This is a genomic window from Actinoplanes sp. NPDC051513, from assembly GCF_044454685.1.
GTDB lineage: Bacteria > Actinomycetota > Actinomycetes > Mycobacteriales > Micromonosporaceae > Actinoplanes.
In genome coordinates this window covers 78,239-99,074 of the sequence record NZ_JBITDW010000001.1, presented here as the reverse complement: position 1 = coordinate 99,074, position 20,836 = coordinate 78,239, and the positions used below count along the sequence as shown (strand labels likewise).

Annotated in this window: 18 protein-coding genes; 6 read left to right on the top strand and 12 right to left on the bottom strand. The window is 70.2% G+C overall.

All coding sequences use genetic code 11. The annotated features are described in order from the left end of the window. Position 1: 1 nt before the first annotated feature. Positions 2–733: an HAD family hydrolase gene (locus tag ACIA5D_RS00475; RefSeq protein ID WP_396027674.1), complete on the top strand. Its 732-nt coding sequence runs from the start codon at positions 2–4 to the stop codon at positions 731–733. Between the two features lie 450 nt (positions 734–1,183). On the opposite strand, the gene ACIA5D_RS00470 is transcribed toward ACIA5D_RS00475, so the two are convergent. After that, complete coding sequence (locus ACIA5D_RS00470; protein WP_396027673.1) at positions 1,184–1,819, bottom strand: class I SAM-dependent methyltransferase; 636 nt, start codon at positions 1,817–1,819, stop codon at positions 1,184–1,186. 122 nt (positions 1,820–1,941) lie between these two features. Here ACIA5D_RS00470 and ACIA5D_RS00465 point away from each other — a divergent pair, with 122 nt between their 5' ends. Both ACIA5D_RS00465 and ACIA5D_RS00460 read left to right on the top strand, forming a co-directional pair. Then, a complete protein-coding gene (locus ACIA5D_RS00465) occupies positions 1,942–4,824 on the top strand; it encodes a putative bifunctional diguanylate cyclase/phosphodiesterase (protein WP_396027672.1) in 2,883 nt (960 codons plus the stop codon). A 10-nt stretch (positions 4,825–4,834) separates the two neighbouring features. Then, on the top strand, positions 4,835–5,686 hold the full coding sequence (locus tag ACIA5D_RS00460; RefSeq protein ID WP_396027671.1) for an HAD family acid phosphatase: 852 nt from the start codon (positions 4,835–4,837) through the stop codon (positions 5,684–5,686). Here ACIA5D_RS00460 and ACIA5D_RS00455 read toward each other — a convergent pair whose 3' ends face one another. Then, a complete protein-coding gene (locus ACIA5D_RS00455; RefSeq protein WP_396027670.1) occupies positions 5,687–6,118 on the bottom strand; it encodes a hypothetical protein in 432 nt (143 codons plus the stop codon). A gap of 89 nt (positions 6,119–6,207) precedes the next feature. Here ACIA5D_RS00455 and ACIA5D_RS00450 point away from each other — a divergent pair, with 89 nt between their 5' ends. Further along, a complete protein-coding gene (locus tag ACIA5D_RS00450) occupies positions 6,208–6,363 on the top strand; it encodes a hypothetical protein (protein ID WP_396027669.1) in 156 nt (51 codons plus the stop codon). Positions 6,364–6,394: 31 nt separating this feature from the next. Here the strand turns inward: ACIA5D_RS00450 and ACIA5D_RS00445 are convergent, their stop codons facing one another. Together ACIA5D_RS00445 and ACIA5D_RS00440 are read right to left on the bottom strand one after the other, a co-directional pair. Beyond that, entirely contained in the window at positions 6,395–7,111 is a 717-nt protein-coding gene (locus tag ACIA5D_RS00445) for an SDR family NAD(P)-dependent oxidoreductase (RefSeq protein WP_396027668.1), read from the bottom strand. A gap of 73 nt (positions 7,112–7,184) precedes the next feature. Then, positions 7,185–7,529 (bottom strand): Lsr2 family protein, encoded by a 345-nt coding sequence (locus tag ACIA5D_RS00440; RefSeq protein WP_396027667.1) that lies wholly within the window; start codon positions 7,527–7,529, stop codon positions 7,185–7,187. Between the two features lie 281 nt (positions 7,530–7,810). Between ACIA5D_RS00440 and ACIA5D_RS00435 the strand changes: the two genes are divergently transcribed. Then, positions 7,811–8,953 carry a cellulose binding domain-containing protein gene (locus ACIA5D_RS00435; protein ID WP_396027666.1) on the top strand — a complete coding sequence of 381 codons (1,143 nt, stop codon included), beginning with the start codon at positions 7,811–7,813 and terminating at the stop codon, positions 8,951–8,953. A gap of 193 nt (positions 8,954–9,146) precedes the next feature. Here ACIA5D_RS00435 and ACIA5D_RS00430 read toward each other — a convergent pair whose 3' ends face one another. The 3 genes from ACIA5D_RS00430 to ACIA5D_RS00420 form a co-directional block, all read right to left on the bottom strand. Continuing rightward, entirely contained in the window at positions 9,147–10,787 is a 1,641-nt protein-coding gene (locus ACIA5D_RS00430) for a GMC oxidoreductase (protein WP_396027665.1), read from the bottom strand. 84 nt (positions 10,788–10,871) lie between these two features. After that, positions 10,872–11,879: a zinc-binding dehydrogenase gene (locus ACIA5D_RS00425; RefSeq protein ID WP_396027664.1), complete on the bottom strand. Its 1,008-nt coding sequence runs from the start codon at positions 11,877–11,879 to the stop codon at positions 10,872–10,874. Beyond that, positions 11,876–12,709 (bottom strand): LuxR C-terminal-related transcriptional regulator, encoded by an 834-nt coding sequence (locus ACIA5D_RS00420; protein ID WP_396027663.1) that lies wholly within the window; start codon positions 12,707–12,709, stop codon positions 11,876–11,878. Before ACIA5D_RS00420 ends, ACIA5D_RS00425 begins: the two co-directional genes overlap by 4 nt. A gap of 76 nt (positions 12,710–12,785) precedes the next feature. Here ACIA5D_RS00420 and ACIA5D_RS00415 point away from each other — a divergent pair, with 76 nt between their 5' ends. Then, the gene (locus tag ACIA5D_RS00415) at positions 12,786–14,402 is read left to right on the top strand and encodes an AMP-binding protein (RefSeq protein ID WP_396027662.1); all 1,617 of its coding nucleotides are present in this window, start codon (positions 12,786–12,788) and stop codon (positions 14,400–14,402) included. On the opposite strand, the gene ACIA5D_RS00410 is transcribed toward ACIA5D_RS00415, so the two are convergent. From ACIA5D_RS00410 to ACIA5D_RS00390, 5 genes are all read right to left on the bottom strand, one after another. Next, positions 14,389–15,816, bottom strand: coding sequence for a hypothetical protein (locus tag ACIA5D_RS00410; RefSeq protein ID WP_396027661.1), 1,428 nt, complete (start codon positions 15,814–15,816; stop codon positions 14,389–14,391). The two genes, ACIA5D_RS00415 and ACIA5D_RS00410, sit on opposite strands and share 14 nt — an antisense overlap. 66 nt (positions 15,817–15,882) lie before the next feature. Next, entirely contained in the window at positions 15,883–17,484 is a 1,602-nt protein-coding gene (locus tag ACIA5D_RS00405) for an ArnT family glycosyltransferase (RefSeq protein WP_396027660.1), read from the bottom strand. Between the two features lie 9 nt (positions 17,485–17,493). Next, complete coding sequence (locus tag ACIA5D_RS00400) at positions 17,494–19,158, bottom strand: AMP-binding protein (RefSeq protein WP_396027659.1); 1,665 nt, start codon at positions 19,156–19,158, stop codon at positions 17,494–17,496. A 53-nt stretch (positions 19,159–19,211) separates the two neighbouring features. Beyond that, complete coding sequence (locus ACIA5D_RS00395; protein ID WP_396027658.1) at positions 19,212–19,838, bottom strand: hypothetical protein; 627 nt, start codon at positions 19,836–19,838, stop codon at positions 19,212–19,214. Positions 19,839–19,886: 48 nt separating this feature from the next. Next, on the bottom strand, positions 19,887–20,771 hold the full coding sequence (locus tag ACIA5D_RS00390) for a CDP-alcohol phosphatidyltransferase family protein (protein ID WP_396027657.1): 885 nt from the start codon (positions 20,769–20,771) through the stop codon (positions 19,887–19,889). Positions 20,772–20,836: the final 65 nt, after the last annotated feature.

Below are 20,836 nucleotides of genomic sequence, written 5' to 3'. Positions count from 1 at the left end.
CATGCGTCCCGGCGCCCTGCTCCTCGACTTCGGCGGTGTGCTCGCCGACGCGCCGCCGCAGCGACCCGCCCCGCCCGCGCTGGTCCTGCGCATCTACAACCTGTCCCGGGGCGCGCTGACCCCCGGCGAGATCCAGCGCGCGCTCACCGACGGCGCCGCGGCGTGGGCGCGCTGGCGCGACGAGGACTGGCCCGACGAGCTGTCCCAGGCCGAGGTGTGGGAGCGTTTCGTCATGCCCGGCTGGCCGCCCGCCGCGCGGGTCCCCGTGCGGGGCGCGGTGAAGAAGCTCTCCTACGACTGGGCATACCACGACAATTGGGAGCTGCGCCCCGGCATCCCCGAGGCCCTGTGCGCGGCCCGCGACGCCGACATCCCGCTGGCCGTGGTAAGCAACACCCTTTCCGGCGCCGCGCACCGAGACTTCCTCAAAAAAGCGGAAATATCAGGCTTTTTTGCTGCCCAGATCTACAGCGACGAGGCCGGCGTCCGCAAGCCCAACCCCCAAATGATCTGGAACGCCACCGATGTTCTGGGCGTCCCCCCGGAGTCCTGCTGGTTCGTGGGCGACAGCCGCCGCCGGGACATCTTGTGCGCCCGCCGAGCCGACGCCGCCATGGCCATCCTCATGCGCTCCCCGCGCACCGCCGCCGAGCCCGCGGGCCCGTGGCCCATCCCCGACGAGACCATCGCCGACGGCTTCGAGCTGTGCCAGCTACTGCAGAAACACCTTTAGTCGTACGAGGACCGGCCCGTTCCCGCCGCATTCACGGCCGCTCCCGCCGCGCAGAACCAGCTGGTTGCAACGCGATGCCGTAGACCCGCTGCGGGCCGCACGCTGGGCGTGACCGGGCCGCGCTCAGCGCGACCACCCGCGGCTCGGGCCATGGCAATCCAGGCCGGCCGCACGCTGGGCGTGACGGGCCGCGCTCAGCGTGACCGGCCGTGGCCGGGACCGGCCTGCCTGCCGTGACCGGCCGCGGCCGGGACCGGCCCACCCGCCGCGACCACCCCGATGCCGGCGAATGGCCACGTGGCCGCAGCGGGTCTACGGCCGGGGTTGCAACCGGCCGGTTCTGCGCGGCGGGGACGATCAGGAATTCGGTGGAAGGACCTGTTCCTCGTACCGGAAAAGGATCGTAACCACCCCCCTCGCCGGTGCGGCGCGAAAGAGAGCGACCACCGCTTAGCGTGCGTTTACCTGCCAGACGGTGGTGTGGCGCAATGGCACGCTCTCGAGTGACTCGATCACCGGGACGTCGTACGAAGCCCGCTTGATCAGGCCCTCGGACGGGAGATAGGCGCGCCCGGGATCGCCCACCAGAACCAGGCAGCCGCGGCCCGCCGCGCGGCGCAGGAAAGGCAGCACGCGGGCCGCCATCTCGCGGCTGTAGAAGACGTCGCCGGCCAGGATCACCGCGGCGTCGGGAGTCGTGTCCAGCACGTCGCCCTCGAAGAGCGCGACCTCGACGTTGTTGGCGATGGCGTTGGCCGAGGCGGCGGCCAGCGAATAGGGGTCGATGTCGTTCGCGGTCACGGGGGTGGCGCCGGCGACCGCGGCCGCCACCGCGACCAGGCCCGAGCCCGTCGCGAGGTCGAGCACCGACCGGGCCGCGACCAGGTCGGGGTGGTCGAGGACGTGGCGGGCCAGGGCCTGGCCGCCCGCCCACGCGAAGGCCCAGAACGGCGGCGGCTGTTCGGCTCCTGACTCCTCGGTCTTCTCCCAGAGCTCGATCGGCTCGGCGGCCTGGAAGAGGGAGATCTCGGGGACGAAGGGCACGGGGGCCAGGGCGGTGTTGGCGCGGATGAACTCGAGGAGCACGACCCGATTGTCTCAGCTGGCGAACGGCCGGGCCGATCTGCGACGAGGACGACGCACGAACGAGGACGACGCACGAACGAGGACGACGTCCGAACGAAGACGACGCACGAACGAGGAGCAGGATGCCGCCACGCTGGGCCGTCGGGGTCTTCGGCGGGTGGATGGCGGCGCTCGCGGTCGCCTTCTGCCTGGTTCCGGGGGAGCGGCCGGCCATTCGCCTGGCGGCGGGCCTCTCCGCGGTCGCGGCGATCTGGTGGGGTGCGCGGCGCAATCGGGCCGGGGATCGTACGCCGTGGGCCTGGCTCGCCGCGGCCGTCGCGTTGTCGACGGCGGGCTCGGCGCTCTACCCGGGCCACGTCGGAGCGGCGCTGGTCATCGCGGCCTATCCGGTGCTCGCGGGGGTGCTGCTGACGTTCGTGCGGCGCCGGGCGGGCGCCGCACGGGACCGGGCGGCGCTGCTGGACGCTCTCACCGTGACGGCGGGCGGCGCGCTGATGGCGTGGACGTTCGTGCTCGGGCCGCGGGTGGCCGACCAGGACTGGCTGATGCTGGCCTATCCGCTCGGCGACCTTCTCTGTCTCGGCCTGGTGACCCGGCTGCTGAGCCTTCGCCGGCTCGCGTCGGGCAGCCTGCTCGGCGGCGGCGTCGTGCTGATGCTGCTGGCCGACGTGGGGTACGAGCTTGGCGGGCTCGGCGACACGGCCGCGCTCGGGCGCCTCGCCTTCTACGCGGGCGCGGGCCTGGCCGCGCTGCACTCGTCGATGAACTTCCTGAGCGTCCCGGCCGACGAGTCGCCGAGCGAGCGTGGCCGCCTGCGGGTGGCGCTGCTGGGTCTGGTCGCGCCGGCCGTGCTGCTCGCGGTGGGCCCGACCGTGGTGGCGGTGCTGAGCGCGATCACGTTCCTGCTGGTGCTGCTGCGGATGGCCGGCGCGATGGCCAACCACCGGCAGGCCCTGGCCCGCGAGCGCGGCCTGCGGCAGGCGTCGGCGGCGCTGGTGTCGGCGGCCGATGTGGACGCGGTCGCCGACGCGGTGCGTACGGCGGTGGAGCAGTTGCTGCCGCCGCACACCCCGCACGGGGTGGTGCTGGCCCGGGCCGTCTCGCAGGAGGGCCCGGCGGTGCAGCGAAGTGCCGGAATTGTCGCGACCCGCGACCTGGACTGGTCGGTCGCGGTGCGGCTCACCCAATTCAGCACGACGCTGCGCTGCCCCATGGTGCTGGCGGACCGGCCGGCCGGCGAGCCGCTGGTGGGCGTGCTGCACGTGGGCGCGCCGGACAGGGAGCTGCCGGGGCTGCGGAGGGCGCTCGAGGTGCTGGCGGGGCAGGCGGCGCTGGCGCTGGAGCGGATCGAGCTCAGCCAGGAGGTCACGCGCCGCGACAGCGAGACCTATTTCCGGACATTGGTGCAAAACACAGCTGATGTCATTCTCATCCTAGATGATCTCGCCATCCGCTATGCCAGCCCGTCGGCGGTGCGAGTCTTCGGCGTCGATCCAACCGGGGCAGTTTTGTCCGATTTGATCCACCCGGACGACCTGCATCTTCTGGCGATCGACGGCGCCGATCTCCGTGGGCCGAATGACATGTTGCTCGAAATGCATATGTCCGACTTGTCGGATGAGCCGACCGTGGCCGGCCTGGTGGTCACGCTGCGGGACGTCACCCGGCAGCGCCGCCTCGAGCAGGAGCTCACCCACCAGGCGTTCCACGACGCGATGACCGGGCTCGCCAACCGCGTGCTGTTCCACGACCGGCTCGAGCACGCGCTGGCCCGCGGCGCCCGCGACGGCTCGGTGGTCGGCGTGCTCTTCATCGACCTGGACGATTTCAAGATCGTCAATGACACGCTCGGGCACGCCGTCGGGGACGCGCTGCTGATCGCGGTGGCCGACCGGATCGCCGGCGCGCTGCGGGCCGACGACACGGCCGCGCGGCTGGGCGGCGACGAGTTCGCCGCGCTCGTCGAGAACGTGCAGGACCCGGGCGCGGTGGAGGAGACCGCCAACCGCATCCTGGCCGCGCTGGCCCAGCCGATCGTGATCGACGGCGAGACGTCGCTGCACGCGGTGGCCAGCATCGGCATCACCACCACCCCCGAGGCGGACAGCGCCGACGCGCTGCTGCGGCAGGCCGACCTCGCGCTCTACGTGGCCAAGGGCGCCGGCAAGAACCAGTGGCGGCGCTACCAGGCCCACCTGCACGGCGCGATGGTCGAGCGGCTCGAGCTGCGATCGGCGCTGGACCACGCGGTGCACGAGGGTCACTTCCTGCTCGCGTACCAGCCGATCGTGGATCTCGGCTCGGGCGAGCCGGTGGGCTTCGAGGCGCTGGTCCGCTGGTCCCACCCGACCAAGGGGATCGTGGCGCCGGCCGAGTTCATCGCGGTCGCCGAGGAGAGCGGGCTGATCGTGCCGATCGGCCGCTGGGTGCTTCAGCAGGCGCTGCACACGGTCGCGCAGTGGCGCCGTGCCCTTCCGCCGGACCGCCAGCCCTACATGAGCGTCAACGTCTCGGTGCGGCAGTTCCGCGAGACCGGCTTCGTCGACGAGATCCTCCAGGCCCTGGACTACGCCGGCGTGCCGCCGGAGGCACTGATGATCGAGCTGACCGAGACCTTGCTCGCGGGCGATCACGAAACGGTCTGGCGCGACCTCGCGCTTCTTCGAGACCATGGCGTACGGGTGGCGATCGACGACTTCGGGACGGGCTATTCGTCGCTCGGCTATCTGCACCGGCGCCCGGTCGACGTCGTGAAGATCGACAAGATGTTCGTCGACGACATGGTGGACAGTCCGCAGCAGCTGGCTCTGGTGACCGGCATCGTCGGTCTGGCGCAGACGCTCGGCCTCACCGTGATCGCCGAGGGCATCGAGTCCCCGGTCCACCGCGACCTGCTGGCCCGCCTGGGCTGCCCGTACGGCCAGGGCTACCTGTGGTCGAGCCCGGTGGACGGCACCGAGGCACTAGCCCAGATGTCATATGCGCGGGGTTCGATGGCGGCGTAGCGTCCGCCCGATGAACATGATTTCTCTGCGCGGCCCCCGCCGGGCCGCCGTGGCCGCCGTGGCCATCACGGCGGCGGTCCTGGGTGGCGCCGGCGTCGGCTGGGCCGCCGCCACGAGCACGGCCCAGCCGGCGATCAAGACGATCACGCCGCGCTCCGAGAAGGACGTCACCAACATCGACGTCCTGCGTCAGCAGCTGCGCAACTACTACGGCGACCCGCTGGGCACCGGGCAGTTCGCGTCGGAAGGCAACTATGCGCGCGAGGCGTCGGGGGTCGCCGCCGACGGTGGTCGCTACCTGAGCCACTACAAGGCGCAGGGGCACGCCACCAAGGCGATCGTCCTGGACGTCGACGACACGACGCTCGCCACCTGGAACTACGAGGTGTTCAGCAACTGGGCGTACAACCCGGCGACCAACGCCGACTACGTCAACGGCCAGAAGTTCCCGGCGGTGCCCGGCATGGTCGCGACCGTGAAGGCGGCCGAGCGCGAGGGCTACGCGATCTTCTTCCTGACCGGGCGCCCGACCTCGCAGGAGCCGGCCACGCTCGGCAACCTCACCGCGGACGGCGTGGGCGTGGACGCCGGATACCCGAAGCCGACGACGCTGCGCGACGGCGAGGACGGCCTGTTCACCAAGCCGGACGTGAGCGTGTACCCGGATTACCTGAAGAAAGCGTGCGCCACCGACCCGGACGGCAAGTGCACGACGATCCACTACAAGTCGGCGACGCGGGCGCACATCGAGTCGCTCGGGTACGACATCGTGGCCAACTTCGGCGACCAGTACAGCGACCTCAAGGGTGGCTACGCCGACAAGACCTTCAAGCTCCCGAACCCCAACTACTACCTGCCCTGATCATCTGCTCCTTTTCGCGCCGAGCGCGAGCATGACCTCGTGGACCTGTTCGGGGCTGAGCGGCGCGGTCGGCAGCGGTTGGCTCGCCGCTGCCGGCCGTAGCCCGTCGAGCGTGAACGCCAGCGCCCGACGCCAGGCTTCCGGGGCCGTGTTCGCCGTCGCCCGGACCACGGTCGACGTCGTCCAGAGCAGGAACGGCAGGTCCTCGGCGGTGAAGTCCGCCCGCAACCGGCCGGCGGCGTGGGCCTTCGCGATGAGCCCGCGCACCCCGTCCAGCTGCGCCTCGCAGATCTCGGTGAGCCGCTGCGCGTCGGCGTAGCGCCGGCTCACCGCGTCGCCGAGGGCCAGATCGGCGGCGGTCATCTCGCACAGAAGCGTCACGTACAGCGCGAACCCCTCGAACGGGTCGTCCTCCGCCTCGGCGCGCGCCATCGCCTCCCGCACCTTGGCCTCGACCACTGTCGCTGAACGCCGAGATTGGCCCGCAGGGCGTCTTCGCCGGCGTCCTGCACGTGGCCGCGATGATCAGCGGTAGCGCCGGCCACGCGGCGGCCGTGTCGGGCGAGGTGCCGATCGACGTCACGAAGATCCCGCTGGTCGACCCGGCCGACCTGGCCGAGACCATGTGGACGATGCTGGCCAAGCGGGACCGGGCCGAAGAGGCGGTCCCGGCTTGACGGCTACCGCTTGACGGCTACCGCTTGGCGGCTACCGCTTGGCGGCTCGGCCGGCGTAGAGGCGGTCGGTCAGGAAGGGCAGGCCGTTCGCCACGGTGATCGCCGCCCGGTATTTCACCGGGACCACCATGCGGCGGCGCGGCCGGCGCAGGGCGCTCTCGACCGCGGCAGCGACGATCTCGGGGCCGGGGAGGTTCTTCCGGTTGTTGAAGCCGGTGTCGATGAAGCCCGGCTCGATCAGCGTCACCCCGATGCCGGTGCCCCGGAGCTCGCGGCGCACCGAGTCGGTCATGCCGCGCAGCGCGAACTTCGTGGCCGAGTAGGTGCCGCCGAGGCCGATCTCGCCGGCCACCGAGCCGATGTTCACGATCGAGCCGGCGCCCTGCGAAAGCATGGTCGGTACGACCGCGCGCATCAGCCGGATCGGGGCCAGCAGATTCACGTCGATCATCTGGGTGACCACGTCGTCGTCGGCGAGGATCGAGGACTTGCCGCCGACCCCGGCGTTGTTGACCAGGCCGTCGATGCGGCCGTTCACCTCGAGCGCCCGCGCGACCAGGGCCTCGATCGCCGCGGGGTCGCGCACGTCGGTGGGCACCGCCACGGCCGTGCCGATCTGGTCGGCGGCCTTTCGCAACTCATCGGCGCGCCGGGCGGCGAGCACCACGGTGAATCCGGCGCGACCGAGCCGGATCGCGGTGGCGCGGCCGATTCCGCTAGACGCTCCGGTGACGACTACGACCCGCATGGTTGTCTCCCTTTGCGAGGAAAACGGCGCCGCCGGGACTGGCGACGCCGTTTATCCGGCGATAGGGATCAACCTATCGCTTGCTGTGGTAGGCCTCGACGATGTGGCTCGGGATGCGGCCGCGCTCGGAGACCTCGTATCCGTTCTTGTTCGCCCACTCGCGAATCGCCTGATTCTGGTCGCGGCTGGCGCGGCCGGTGCTGGCCGGTGAGCTGCGCCGGGCGGGCGAGACCAGGTTGCTGCGACCGACCCGGGTGGCCGCGTTCAGGAACGGGTCGAGCGCCTTACGCAACTTGCCGGCGTTCTTCTCGGAGAGGTCGATCGTGTAGTTCACACCGTCGAGTCCGAACTCGACGGTGCGGTCGGCCTCTCCGCCGTCGATGTCGTCGGTCAGAAGGGTTATTACCTGCTTGGCCATGGTGTGCCCGCTCCTACAACGATGTCATTTGAGTGACGACTATGCGCACGCGGCGTGGCGCCGCGAATGTCGATACGCTTTCATTCTGTCTCTCTGCAGTTCTCAGTGCAAATTGCCGCTCTGCATGTCGCAATTCTCTCGGCGCGCGGGGGCACCCGGGCGGGCTCGTTCGGACGTTGTCGGTGACACGCACTTTTCAGGTTCGTCAATGTCCTGTAACGTGTCGTGGGAGCGCTCCCACCACCCCGTCCCCGCGGGATCCCCTCTCAAGGAGCATCGCAATGAGACGTGCCATACGCGCCCTCGCGGCCCTCGGCCTCATGGCCGGAGCGGTCGTGACGGCCTTCGCCGTCGCCGGACCAGCGGCGGCCGACACGCAGATCTGCGAGCAGTACGGCAGCACCACCATCGGCGGCCGGTACGTGGTGATGAACAACCGCTGGGGCACCTCGGCCCAGCAGTGCATCAACGTCACCAGCACCGGTTTCGCCATCCAGACCCAGCAGGGCACCGGAAGCACCAGCGGCGCCCCGGTCTCCTACCCTGCGGTCTACCTGGGCTGCCACTACACCAACTGCTCGCCCGGAACCAACCTGCCGATGCAGGTCAGCGCCATCTCCAGCGCCACCAGCAGCATCAACTACCAGTTCGTGTCGGGCGCCACCTATGACGCCGCGTACGACATCTGGCTGGACCCGTCGCCCAAGAAGGACGGCGTCAACCAGCAGGAAATCATGATCTGGTTCAACCGGCAGGGCTCCATCCAGCCGATCGGCTCGGTGGTCGGCAACGCGACCATCGGCGGCCGGAGCTGGGAGGTCTGGCGGGGCAGCAACGGGTCGAACGCCGTGGTCTCGTACGTGGCGCCGTCCCCGATCACGAGCTGGAGCTTCAGCGTCCTCGATTTCATCAACGACGTGAAGAACCGCGGCGCGATCACCAGTTCGTGGTATCTGACGAGCATCCAGGCCGGTTTCGAGCCCTGGATCGGCGGCGCCGGCCTGGCCGTCACCAACTTCTCGGCGGCCGTCAACAGCGGCGGCCCGACGACAACGCCCACCACGACGCCCACCACCCAGCCCACCACCCCGCCGACCGGCGGAACCGCGGCCTGCCGCGTGACCTACGGGACGAATGTCTGGAACTCGGGCTTCACCGCCAATGTCACCGTGGCGAACACCGGCGGCAGCGCGATCAACGGCTGGACTTTGGGCTTCACCCTGCCGGGCGGCCAGGCGATCACGAGTTCGTGGAATGCCACGCTCACGGGATCGAGCGGCGCGATCACCGCACGCAATCTCGCCTACAACGGCAGCATCGCGCCGGGCGCCAACACGTCCTTCGGATTCCAAGGAACCTACTCCGGGAGTTTCGCCAACCCGCCCTCTTTCACGCTGAACGGATCGACCTGTTCCAGGGCGTGAGAGCACAGACCCGAGCCGCCTCGTCGCCGATTCTCCGGTGCCGGGGCGGTTCGTCCATCCTTGCTGGCTCCGCTTCGCTCCGCGGGCGATCGCCCCTTCGGGGCTGATGAGGAGTCAGCCAATTTCCGGCGACGCAAACCCCGCGTCGACGAAAATCGACTGCCTCCTCATCAGCGGGGCAATCGCGGGCAGCTCACAATTTCGACAGGCGGAGCGCGGCCGGTGCTCCGACCGGAACGGCCGGGCTTCGCGGGGCGATCGGGTCGAGGCGTTCATAATTCGAACCCACCGGGGGGCGTTGATCGGCGTCGCCCTTGTTGGGCCAGAGGGCCATCGCGCGCTCGGCCATCGCCGTGATGGTCAGCGACGGATTCACGCCCAGATTCGCCGGAACCGCCGAGCCGTCGACGACGTGCAAACCGTCATACCCGTAAACACGGTGATACGGATCGAGCACGCCGGAGTCGCGGGAATCGCCGATGGTCGCCCCGCCGAGAATGTGCGCTGTCATCGGAATGTCGAAGATGTCGCCGACCGTGCCGCCCGGGAATCCGCCGATCTTCTCGGCGATCCGGCGCACCGCCTCGTGGCCCTGCGGAATCCAGGTCGGGTTCGGCTCGCCGTGCCCCGGGCCGGTGGTCAGGCGGCCGCGCTTCGTGCGCCGCACGGTGAGCGAGTTGTCCAGCGTCTGCATGACCAGCGCGATGATGGTGCGCTCGCTCCACCGGCGCACCGAGAGGGAGCGCGCCAGGACGTACGGATGCCGCAGCGCCTGAGCGAGGAACTTGACCGGACGGGGCACGCGGCCGCCGCCGTCGACCAGCAGCGTCGCGAGCAGCCCCATCGCGTTGCTGCCCGGGCCGTAGCGGACGGGCTCGATGTGGGTCGTGCCGTCCGGGTGGAACGACGACGTGATCGCCACGCCCCGGGAGAACGGCTCGGCGGGCACCGCGCCGGCCTGCGCGCCGAGCAGGGCCTCCGAGTTGGTGCGGGTCAGCGAGCCGAGCCGCGCCGAGATGCCGGGCAGCACGCCGGTGTCGCGCATGGCGTGCAGCAGCCGCTGGGTGCCGAGCGCGCCGGCCGAGAGGATCACGTGATCGGCGGTGAAGACGCGGTTGCCGGCCTCGACGATCCAGCCGGCGTCACCGGGGCGCACGGCGGTCGCCTCGGTGTCCGCGTACACGATGGCGCCGGCCTTTTCGGCGAGATAGAGGTAGTTGACGTCGAGGCGGTTCTTCGCGCCCACCTTGCAGCCGATCATGCAGTTGCCGCATTGGGTGCAGCCGGTGCGGTCCGGGCCCGCGCCGCCGAAGAACGGGTCGGGCACGGTCCTGCCCGGCTCTCCGAAGAACACACCCACGGGGGTACGGCGGAAGGTCGCACCCACCCCCATGTCTTCCGCCACCTGTTTGATGACGACGTCGGACGGCGTCATCGTGGGCTGCTCGGTCACGCCGAGCATGCGGGAGGCCTGGTCGTAGTGCGGCGCGAGCTCGGCCGCCCAGTCGGTGATGCCCGACCAGTGCGGGTCGTCGAAGAACGTGGCCGGCGGGCGGTACAGCGTGTTCGCGTACACGAGCGACCCGCCGCCGACCCCCGCGGCCGACAGCACCACGATGTCCTTGAGCAGCGTGATCCGCTGGATGCCGCGCAAGCCGAGGCGGGGCGCCCAGAGGAAGTTGCGCAGATCCCAGGAGGTCTTGGGAAGCGACGAGGGGGTGAAACGCCGGCCCGCTTCGAGCACGCCGACCCGGTAGCCCTTCTCGGTGAGGCGCAGCGCGCTGACACTGCCGCCGAACCCGCTGCCCACGATCACGACGTCGAAGTCCGCCATCGCCCCACCCTGTCATTACCGATCGGTAACCGGAAGGGGGCGGGCCTCTCATTTCGATGGCCCGATTTTCTACGGCCCGATTTTCTACGGCTCGATGAGCACCTTGATGTGCTCGCCGCTCGCGGCGTCGGCGAACGCGGCGGCGGCCTCGTCGAGCGGGCGGATCGCGGTGGCCAGGCCGGCGACGTCGACGGCCCCCGACGTCAGCAGGTCGATCGCGTCGGCGAAGTCTTCCGGCAGGTAGGTGGCGCTGCCCTGGATGCGCAGCTGGCTGTCCTGGATCATCGGCAGCGGGATCGTCACCGGTGCGGGCGGAACGCCGACCACCACGACCGTGCCGCCCTTGTTCGCCATGGCGAGGGCCTGGTCGATCGTGGACTGCTCGGCGACGCAGTCGAAGACCACGTCGGCGCTCTGTTTCAGGTGATCGCGCACCTGCGCCACCGCATCGGCCGCGGACGCGTCGACCACCGCGTCCGCGCCGAACGTGGTGGCCCGCTCCCGGCTGCGCGCCGACCGGGCCGTCATCACCACGCTGCTTGCTTTCTGGGCGCGCGCCACCTTCAGCGTGAGCAGCGCGATCGTGCCCGCGCCGAGGATCGCCACCGTCTTGCCGGCCAGCCCGCCCACGAGCCGGGACGCGTGCACCGGCGTGCCCAGCGGCTCGATGAAGGCGGCCCGCCGCCAGTCGAGCTCGTCGGGGATGACGTGCAGCCGGCGCTGGTCGACGGTGAAGTAGTCGGCCATGCCGCCCTGGTCGTGCGCGCAGCCGAAGAAGCGCAGCCGCTCGCAGATGTTCTGCCGGCCGGCCAGGCACTGCTTGCACTCCCAGCAGGGCAGGAACGGCTCCATCGTGACCCGCGTGCCGACCGCGAGCGAGGCGCCGGGGCCGACCGCCTCGACCGTGCCGCTGACCTCGTGACCCGGCGGGTAGGGGAGCGTGATGAACGGGTGTCTGCCCTGCAAGGCATGCACGTCCGACCCGCAGACGCCGGCCGCTGCCACACGTACCAGAACCTGGTTCTGATCGGGATCGGGAACCTCGGCGTCGATCACCTCCACTCCCGAGGGAGTCACGACGACCCGCCTCACGGCAGGTATCCCAGGCGGCGTGCGGTCACAATCGTCTCCATCCGGCCGTGCGTGCCCAGTTTGCGCATCGCGTTGCGAAGGTAGCTCTTCACCGTCTCGGGCAGCAGCCCCAGCCGTCGCGCCGCCTCCGCGTTGCCGCAGCCCACCGCCACCATCGCCAGCACGTCGAGCTCGCGCGGCGAGAGCGGGTTCAGGTCGCCTGCGGCGGGCCGATGCGTGACGAGGCGGTCGGAGATCTGCTGGAGACGCGCCTTCAGCTGCGGGTCCGAGGTCTCCGCGGCCAGCGTACGGAGGTCCGCGTGGGCCAGCCGCACCTCCTCCCACTCGCCGGCGGTGGCATCGGGCGCGCCCCGGACGGCGGCGGTCTCGAGCTCGGCCAACCGGCGGGCGACCTCACGCCGGACGGTCACCTCGGTGCCGAGCCGGAGCGCGACCTGGCTCATGGCGTCGAGCGCCCGGGCGCCGACGGCGATCGGCTCGCGGGTGCCGGCGTAGAGAACGGCCAGCACCGAACCGCCCATCGCGACCGGAACCGCGGCGATGGCCCGCAGGCCCTCGGCGATGACCGGCGCGTCGTACTCGTGGCTGATCCGCGGGTCGGCCGCGTAATCTTCGACCCGGCCGGGGCGCACGGTCGCCACGACCCGGCCGCCGAGTCCGTGGCCGGCGCTGACGATCAGCCCATGCAAGGCGAGCGTCGAGGTGCCGGCGAAGTCGGACAGCCGCATCTGCCGGCAGTCGGCCGCCACCACACCGCCGAACGCGACCGGAAGACCGGTGACCCGGCGGATCCGGCCGAGCGCTGCCGGCAGGTCGGCTGTTTCAAGCACGTTGACAGCATGTCACCGGACCTCTACCCCCGAACAGGGGTGGCGAAATTGCCGTCACCGGGCCCATGCTGCGGAAATGTTGTCCTACGCGTCCGGCACCAGCATCGCGCCCCTGCTCGGCGAGACGATCGGGGCCAACTTCGAGCGCGCCGTCGCCCGCTTCGGCGACCGGGAGGCGCTGGTCGACGTGGCGGCCGGCCGGCGGTGGACCTATGCCGAGCTCGACGCCGACGTCGACCGGCTGGCCCGGGGGCTGCTGCGGCGCGGGATCGCCAAGGGGGACCGGGTCGGGATCTGGGCGCCGAACTGCGGGGAGTGGGTGATCACGCAGTACGCCACCGCGAAGATCGGGGCGATCCTGGTCAACGTCAATCCGGCGTATCGGACCCATGAGCTCGAGTACGTGGTCAAGCAGTCCGGGCTTTCGCTGCTGATCAGCGCGGTGTCCTTCAAGAGCAGCGATTACCGTTCGATGATCTCCTCGATCGGCTTCGACGCCGTCGCGTACATCGGCACATCGTCTTTCGACGATCTGTCGGTCGACGGCGACGCGTCCGAAATTTCGGCACATGCTGCCTCGCTGGCCTTTGACGACCCGATCAACATCCAGTACACATCCGGGACAACCGGCTTCCCCAAGGGCGCCACGCTCTCGCACCACAACATCCTCAACAACGGCTACTTCGTCGGCGAGCTGATCAACTACAGCGAGCAGGACCGGGTCTGCCTGCCGGTGCCGCTCTACCACTGCTTCGGCATGGTGATGGGCAACCTCGGCGCGACCTCGCACGGGTCCTGCATCGTGCTGCCCGCCCCCGGCTTCGACCCGGCTTTGACGTTGGCGGCGGTCGAGGCCGAGAAGGTCACTTCGCTGTACGGCGTCCCGACCATGTTCATCGCGGAGCTCGGCCTGCCGAACTTCGGCGACTACGACCTCTCTTCGCTGCGCACGGGGATCATGGCGGGGTCACCCTGCCCGGTCGAGGTGATGAAGCGGGTCGTCGCCGAGATGAACATGGCCGAGGTGGCGATCTGCTACGGCATGACCGAGACGTCCCCGGTCTCCACGATGACCCGCCCCGACGACAACCTGGCCCGGCGCACCGAGACCGTCGGCCGGGTGATGCCCCACCTCGAGTCCAAGGTCATCGACCCGGCGACCGGCCTCGTGACCCCGCGGGGCGAGCCCGGTGAGCTGTGCACCCGGGGCTACTCGGTGATGCTCGGCTACTGGGAGCAGCCGGACGCCACGGCCGACGCGATCGACGCGGCCCGCTGGATGCACACCGGCGACCTGGCCACCATGGACGAGGACGGCTACCTCAACATCGTCGGCCGCATCAAGGACCTGGTGATCCGCGGCGGCGAGAACGTCTACCCGCGCGAGGTCGAGGAGTTCCTCTACGGCCATCCCGACATCGCCGACGTGCAGGTGATCGGCGTCCCCGACGCGAAGTACGGCGAGGAGCTGATGGCCTGGATCGTGATGCGGCCGGACGCGACCGCGCTGACCGCCGAGGCCGTCCGCGCCTACTGCGCCGGGAAGCTCACCCACTACAAGATTCCCCGCTACGTCCACGTCGTCGACGGTTTCCCGATGACGGTGACCGGCAAGGTCCGCAAGGTGGAGATGCGCGAGCGGGCCGTCGACATCCTGGGCCTTCACGAGGCTGCGGCGATCAGGAAAGCATGACGCGGGCGATTTTGATCGACGTGCTCGTGCTGCCCGCCGCCGGATAGGCGACGCTGCCGTCCGCGTACGCCTTGAAGGCCTGGTAGTTGTGGTCTTTGACGGCGATGGTCAGCTGTTTGCCGACCGTGGCGCCCGTGCCCGCGTCGTAGGCCTGTGCGCGCATCGACGAACCGGAGCCCCAGGCCAGCAGCATCTTGCCGGCGCCGTAGGAGACCAGGTGCGGGTGTGCCGACGAGGCCGAGGTCTTGATGGTCCTGCTCGCGGCCGAGCTTCCGGAGAAGCGCGACAAACGGACCGACCCGCCCTGGCTCCAGGCGGTCCAGTAGCCCGAGGACTTGGCCAGCACCAGGTCGCCGCCGAAGAGGGTGCCGTCGCAGGTGCCGGCGGCCACGGTGCGATAGGGGTTGGGCTGGGCCATCCGGCAGTTGTTGTCGGTGGCGCAGACCATGGTGAACTTCTTGGCGCGCGGATCCCAGACGATGCGGGACGTCCAGGCGTGACTGCAGCCGACCTCGAAGCTGCCGTGCCCGCCGAGCAGCGAACCCGACTTGCTGACCACCTGCATCCGGTCGCCCTCGTGGATGTCGACGCAGCTGCCGTTCTGGACGGTGATCGCCACCCCGAAGTACGCGGCGTAGTTGCTGCCGTCGGAGGCGAGCCGGCCGTGGTGCTGGTACCACCAGACGAACCGGGCGCCGTCGTCGTAGCCGCCGCGGCTGCCGGTCAGGTTGGTGACCTGGCGTTCCCACACCTGGTGGCCGGAGTTGTCGAACCGGACCATCCACATCGTGTTGCACGGGCTCGACTCGCCGCCGCAGAGGGGGCCGGTCTTGCAGTCGCCCTTGCGGGTGACCAGCAGGACGCCGCCCGTCGCGTCGGCCTGCACGTCCTGCAGGTCGATGCCGGTGAAGCTGGTGGGCGTGCCGGCGAGTTTGTCGTCGCAGCCGAGCTTGCCGAGGTGGACCTTGCCGTCGGCGCCGAGCCAGGCCAGCCACGAGCCGCCGCCGGGGGTGGCCGCGATCGCCATCGGCAGCGGGTCGGTGTCGCCCTCGCCGCCGTAGCCCTTCACCCCGGCCCCGACGCTGACCTGCGTGACCTTGGTGACGGGAGCGGCACCGACGGCACGGGCGCAGCCGCCGACCGTCTTGGGGGCGGCGGCCGAGGGGGAGGCGGCGGTGGAACCGACGGGGGCAGCGGCCGAAGAAGATGAGGCCGGGCCGGCGGAGGGTGCGGCGCTTGATGAGGACGAAGCGGACGAGAACCAGCCATTGGCGCCGGCCGGCAGGACAAAAGCCGCGACACCGACCGCCGCAATCACCCCGGCAGCCACACCGATCAGCGCGACACGCCGGGCGGACCCGGGCTTGCGGTGCCCGGCCGGGGGCGGCGGGGAAGGGACGTCATTCGTACTCATCAGCGCGGGACTTTACTGGGCGCGCTCCCACGCCGTCCTGCCCAAGATCTTTGGGCAGACTTAAATTCAGCGCCGATAAATGGTGATCGAGTACCCGACGTTGTCGATCGCCTGGCTGGAGTCGATGAGCTGCTTGAGCTTGCCCTTCGCCAGCGCGACCCGCGAGTCCGACACCACGAGGAGCCCGCGCACCTGATCGTTGGCCACCGTAAGCGGATTTTTCCCCGAAATCCCGTAGTACTGGGGCACGCCGCTTCCCTTGTAGACCAGCCACACCGTTTCCCCCGGATAGCGAGACTTCAGCCGAGCCGACAGCCGTGGCAGATCCTGCCCCCAGTCCACGTTCGAATCGTGCAGGTTCAGATGCGTATGAGACGTCCCGCCGAATGCCTCATTCGAATATGGCAGATAAAACGGAAATGTCAGAACAGAGCTGACGGCCACGAACCCCACCAGCGCCGCCGTCCCGATCCGGGCCCACCGGAAGCGAACCAGCACGACGGTCCCCGCCACCACGGCGCCGAAGATCGGCATGAAGATCACGTACCGGCTGCCGTAATCACGGGCGCCGGTCATCGCCACCAGCATCAGCACCCCGGCCGGCACCAGCAGATACAGCGTCGCCACCCGCAGCGCCGGCTTGACCAGCATCGTGATCGTCCCCGCCAGCCAGAGCGCCATCATCCCCAGCGGCGTCTTGATCACCAGCGCGGCCGGCTGGTAATACCAGAGCGACCCGCGATAGGCCCGGCCGAACAAGAACCCGTTGAAGGATCGCGATTCGAACCGGAACTGAATCAGCACCCCGTCCCGATAGGCCTTGGGCAGCGGCAGCAGATCCACCGCCAGCCCCTTGAGCCCACCCGGATTCACCGCGAGCGCCGGCGAGGTCCACCGCAGCCGCGGATCGACCGCCAGATAGACGAGCCACACCATCGCCGTCGCGATCAGCCCCACCCCGAGGGCCGCCACCACACGCCAGGCCATCCGTTTCCACCAGGCGCCCGGCTTGCCCACCACAAAAGGCGACAAGAGCGTCAAGAACACCACGATGGGTACGGCGGGGAGCACACTCATCCGCGTCGCCAGCGCCGCCCCGAGCGCCACCCCCGCCAGCGGAAGATAGAGCCGGGGCCGGGAGCGCGACCGCCACAGCATCCAGAACGTCGTCAGCAGCAGGCCCGCCGCCGGCACGTCCAGCGTGGCCAGCGACCCGTGGGCGATCACGTCCGGCGAGAAGGCGTAGAGCGCCAGCGCCACCAGCCCCGCCCACGGCCCCGCCAGATCGCGGGCGAACCCGAGCACCACCAGCCCGAACAGCAGCGTCAGCACGATCATCGGGAGCCGCGCGGCGAGCATCAGCCGATAGGGGTTGTTGCCGGTCTCGTACAGCAGGTGCCGGCCCAGATTCGTCTGGTCGCCGGTGAAGGCCGGGTCGAGGTACGGCCGCTCGAAGGCCAGGCCCGCCGCCATCACCAGCTTGCCGAGCGGCGGATGCTCGGGGTTGTACCGCAGGCTGTGCTGCTGGGCGAGCACCTCGGCGGTCCCGACATAGACCGGCTCGTCGATCGTCGGCGATTGCTGCATCGCGGTGGTGACCATGGCGAACGCCATCCCACCCAGCATTGCCGCCACAACGAGCAGGTAGATCAGGCGACCACGAGACACCGCGCAAATTTAGCCGGTGAATTCGCCCGCCGGCCGGGAAGCCGGGTCGGCGTGCTTCTCCTGCTCGGCGGCGCGCAGCTCCACGCGGCGGATCTTGCCGGAAATCGTCTTCGGCAGGTCGGCGAACTCCAGGCGACGGATCCGGGCATAGGGCGGCATGTGCTCTCGCGCGTACGCGAAAATGGTCTCCGCCGTCGTGGCGGAAGCCTCCCACCCCTGCGCCAGCACGACGTAGGCCTTCGGCACCGCCAGCCGCAGCGGGTCGGGCGACGGCACCACGGCCGCCTCCACCACCGCCTCGTGCTCGATCAGCACGCTCTCCAGCTCGAACGGCGAGATCCGGTAGTCGGAGGCCTTGAACACGTCGTCGGTGCGCCCCACGTACGTGATGTAGCCGTCGTCGTCGCGGGAGGCGACGTCGCCGGTGTGGTAGTAGCCGCCGGCCATCCGCTCGGCGGTCAGCCCGGGATCGCCGTGGTAGCCGACCATCAGCCCGGTCGGCCGCGGATCGAGCGCCACGCAGATCTCGCCCTCCACCGCCGGCGAACCGGTCAGCGGGTCGATCAGCTCGATCGTGTAGCCCGGCATCGGCCGGCCCATCGAGCCCGGCTTGACCGGCCGGCCCGGCGTGTTGGCGATCTGCACGGTCGTCTCGGTCTGCCCGAAGCCGTCCCGGATCGTCACGCCCCACGCCTTCGTGACCTGGTCGATGACCTCGGGGTTGAGCGGTTCGCCGGCGCCCACCACGAGGCGGGGCGGGGTGCGCAGCGCGGAGAGGTCGGACTGGATCAGCATCCGCCAGACGGTGGGCGGGGCGCAGAAGCTGGTCACGCCGCAGCGCTGCATCTCGGCCAGGAGGCGGCCGGCGTCGAACCGGGCGTAGTTGAAGATGAAGACGCAGGCCTCGGCGTTCCAGGGGGCGAAGACGTTGCTCCAGGCGTGCTTGGCCCAGCCGGGCGAGGAGATGTTGAGGTGGACGTCGCCGGGGCGCAGGCCGATCCAGTACATCGTGGAGAGGTGGCCCACGGGGTAGGACTGGTGGGTGTGCTCGACGAGCTTGGGCCGGGCCGTCGTGCCCGACGTGAAGTAGAGCAGCAGCGTGTCGGTCGCGCGCGTGCGGCCGTCGGCCTCGAACCCGGCATTTCCGGAATAGGATTCTTTGAACTGCAGCCAGCCTTCGACGTCGCCACCAACGGCGATTTTGGTGGCGGGGACCGCATCGAACTTCGCGGCGGCCGACGACAGGGCGATCACGTGCTTGGCGCCGCCCCGGGCCACTCGATCGGCGGCGTCGGCCGGGCCGAGCAGGGGAGTGGCGGGGATGAGAACGGCACCGAGCTTCATCACGGCCAGGATCGTGTCCCACAGCTCGACCTGGTTGCCCAGCATCAGGACGATCCGGTCGCCACGCGCCACGCCCTGCGCCCGCAGCCAGTTCGCCACTTGGTTGGACCGGCGGGACATCTCGGCGAACGAGAACCGCTGCTCGGAGCCGTCCTCCTCGACGATCCACAGCGCCGGCGCGTCGTTCCCCTCGGCGATCACGTCGAACCAGTCGAGCGCCCAGTTGAACTCGCCCAGCTCCGGCCAGGCGAACCCGGCCACGGCCTCGTCGTAGCGCTCGGAGTGGGCGAGCAGATAGTCGCGCGCCGCCCGGAAAGCCGCCGTCGTCATCCCCTCAGCCTGCGCCCTCGATTTGCGAACGCGCCACCCCCGGAAGGGGGTGCCTAGATCCCCATGGTCCGGGTCGCGACCAGGCCCCGCCGCACGTCACCGGTCACGCAGGCCATCATGACGGTCGCGCCCGGGTGGCCCTCCGCCGTCCCGTGCGCCTGCACGCAGGCGTCGGCCGGCAGCATGATCTCCGCGGCGTGCAGCCGGGTCGCCGGGCACGACGCCGCGGCGACGCTTCTGTAGACCTCGACGTGCAGGCGGGGCCACGCGCCCTCGTGCGAGCCCGGGAAGATGCTGGTGAAGCGCACCCAGCCGGCCGAGTCGGTGGCCTGCATCCCGCGCAGATAGTTCTCGTTCTCGAGCCCCGGCGAGCGCAGCGAGTAGTTGCCGTCCCGGTCGCAGTGCCAGAGGTAGACCGCGTGACCGGCGAGCGGACGGCCCGAGGTCGCGCTGGTCAGCCGCACGCGGATGTCGAGCGGCACGCCGCGGGCCACCCCGTTCGCCGTGCCGAAGCCGCGCCGGATGTCCCCGCGCACGATGCCGGAGCGGGCGATCGGGCCGGCCGGCGCGCCGAGGGTCGACACCGTGACGCCGCGGGCGAGCCCCATCATCCGGCGCCGGCGCGCCAGCGTGAAGTCGTTCGCCAGTCCGCCGTCGTGTCGCGTCCCCAGTTCGAGCATGAATCCATTGGGCGGGCGGTGGGTTGCGCGGCTGCGCCGGTCCCGGTTTCAGATGGGTTGTTTCGCGTACGCGTCATCGCGCGCGCCCGCGAGCTCGGCCGCGCGCAGTTGCGCCGGGAAGGCCTGGGTCTGCCGCCACAGCTTGGCCACCAGCCACGCCTCGAAGGTCAGCAGCAGGACGCCGGCCGCGACCGTCACCGGGATCAGCCACCCGGTCAGCGGCGCGATGATGAACACCGTCATCTCGTACTCGATGCCGCTGAACACGTGCGTGCGGATGCGATGCTGCCGCAGCCAGCCCCCGGCCCGCCGCTTCAAGCTGGCCTGCTGTTCCGGCCCGCCCTGCTCCGGCCCGCCCTGCTCCGGCCCGCCCTGCTCCGGCCCGCCCTGCTCCGGCCCGTCCTGTTCGCCTGTTTCGGCGGTGACCGGCCTCGCCTCCGTGAGCGCCCGGCGCATCTCGGCCCTGACCTTCGCGACCTGGCTGCCGTTGAGGTAGCGGAACAGGTCGAGGAACGTCACCACCGCCAGCAGCCACAGAAAGGCGATCCGCCCGGTGTGCAGGTACTGCCCGCCGAAGAGCGCGACCCCGCAGACGAACACCCGCAGCCGGTCGAAGACGAAGTCGAACCACTGGCCGAACAGCGAGCCGGTGCCGTTGAGCCGGGCGATCTTGCCGTCCATGCAGTCGACCACGAAGCTCGCGTGGAACAGCAGCGCCCCCGCGATCAGCCACCCGCGGGTCTGCCCGGCGAAGCACGCGGCGGCCGCCAGGCCGATCAGGGTGGCGATGACGGTCAGCACGTTGGGCGTGATCCGCCGGTACGGCGCCACCAGCCGGACGAGCCGGGACGCGAGCGGGTCGACGAGCAGCACCGTCCACCAGGCGTCCCGCGGCTTATAGGTGCGTTCGCGAACTTCCTCCAACGTGATCACGGCCCAGAACCGTACGGGTGATCTCTAGGAATTTGCTTTGTGTTCGCTTACATCCCGCTTGGTAC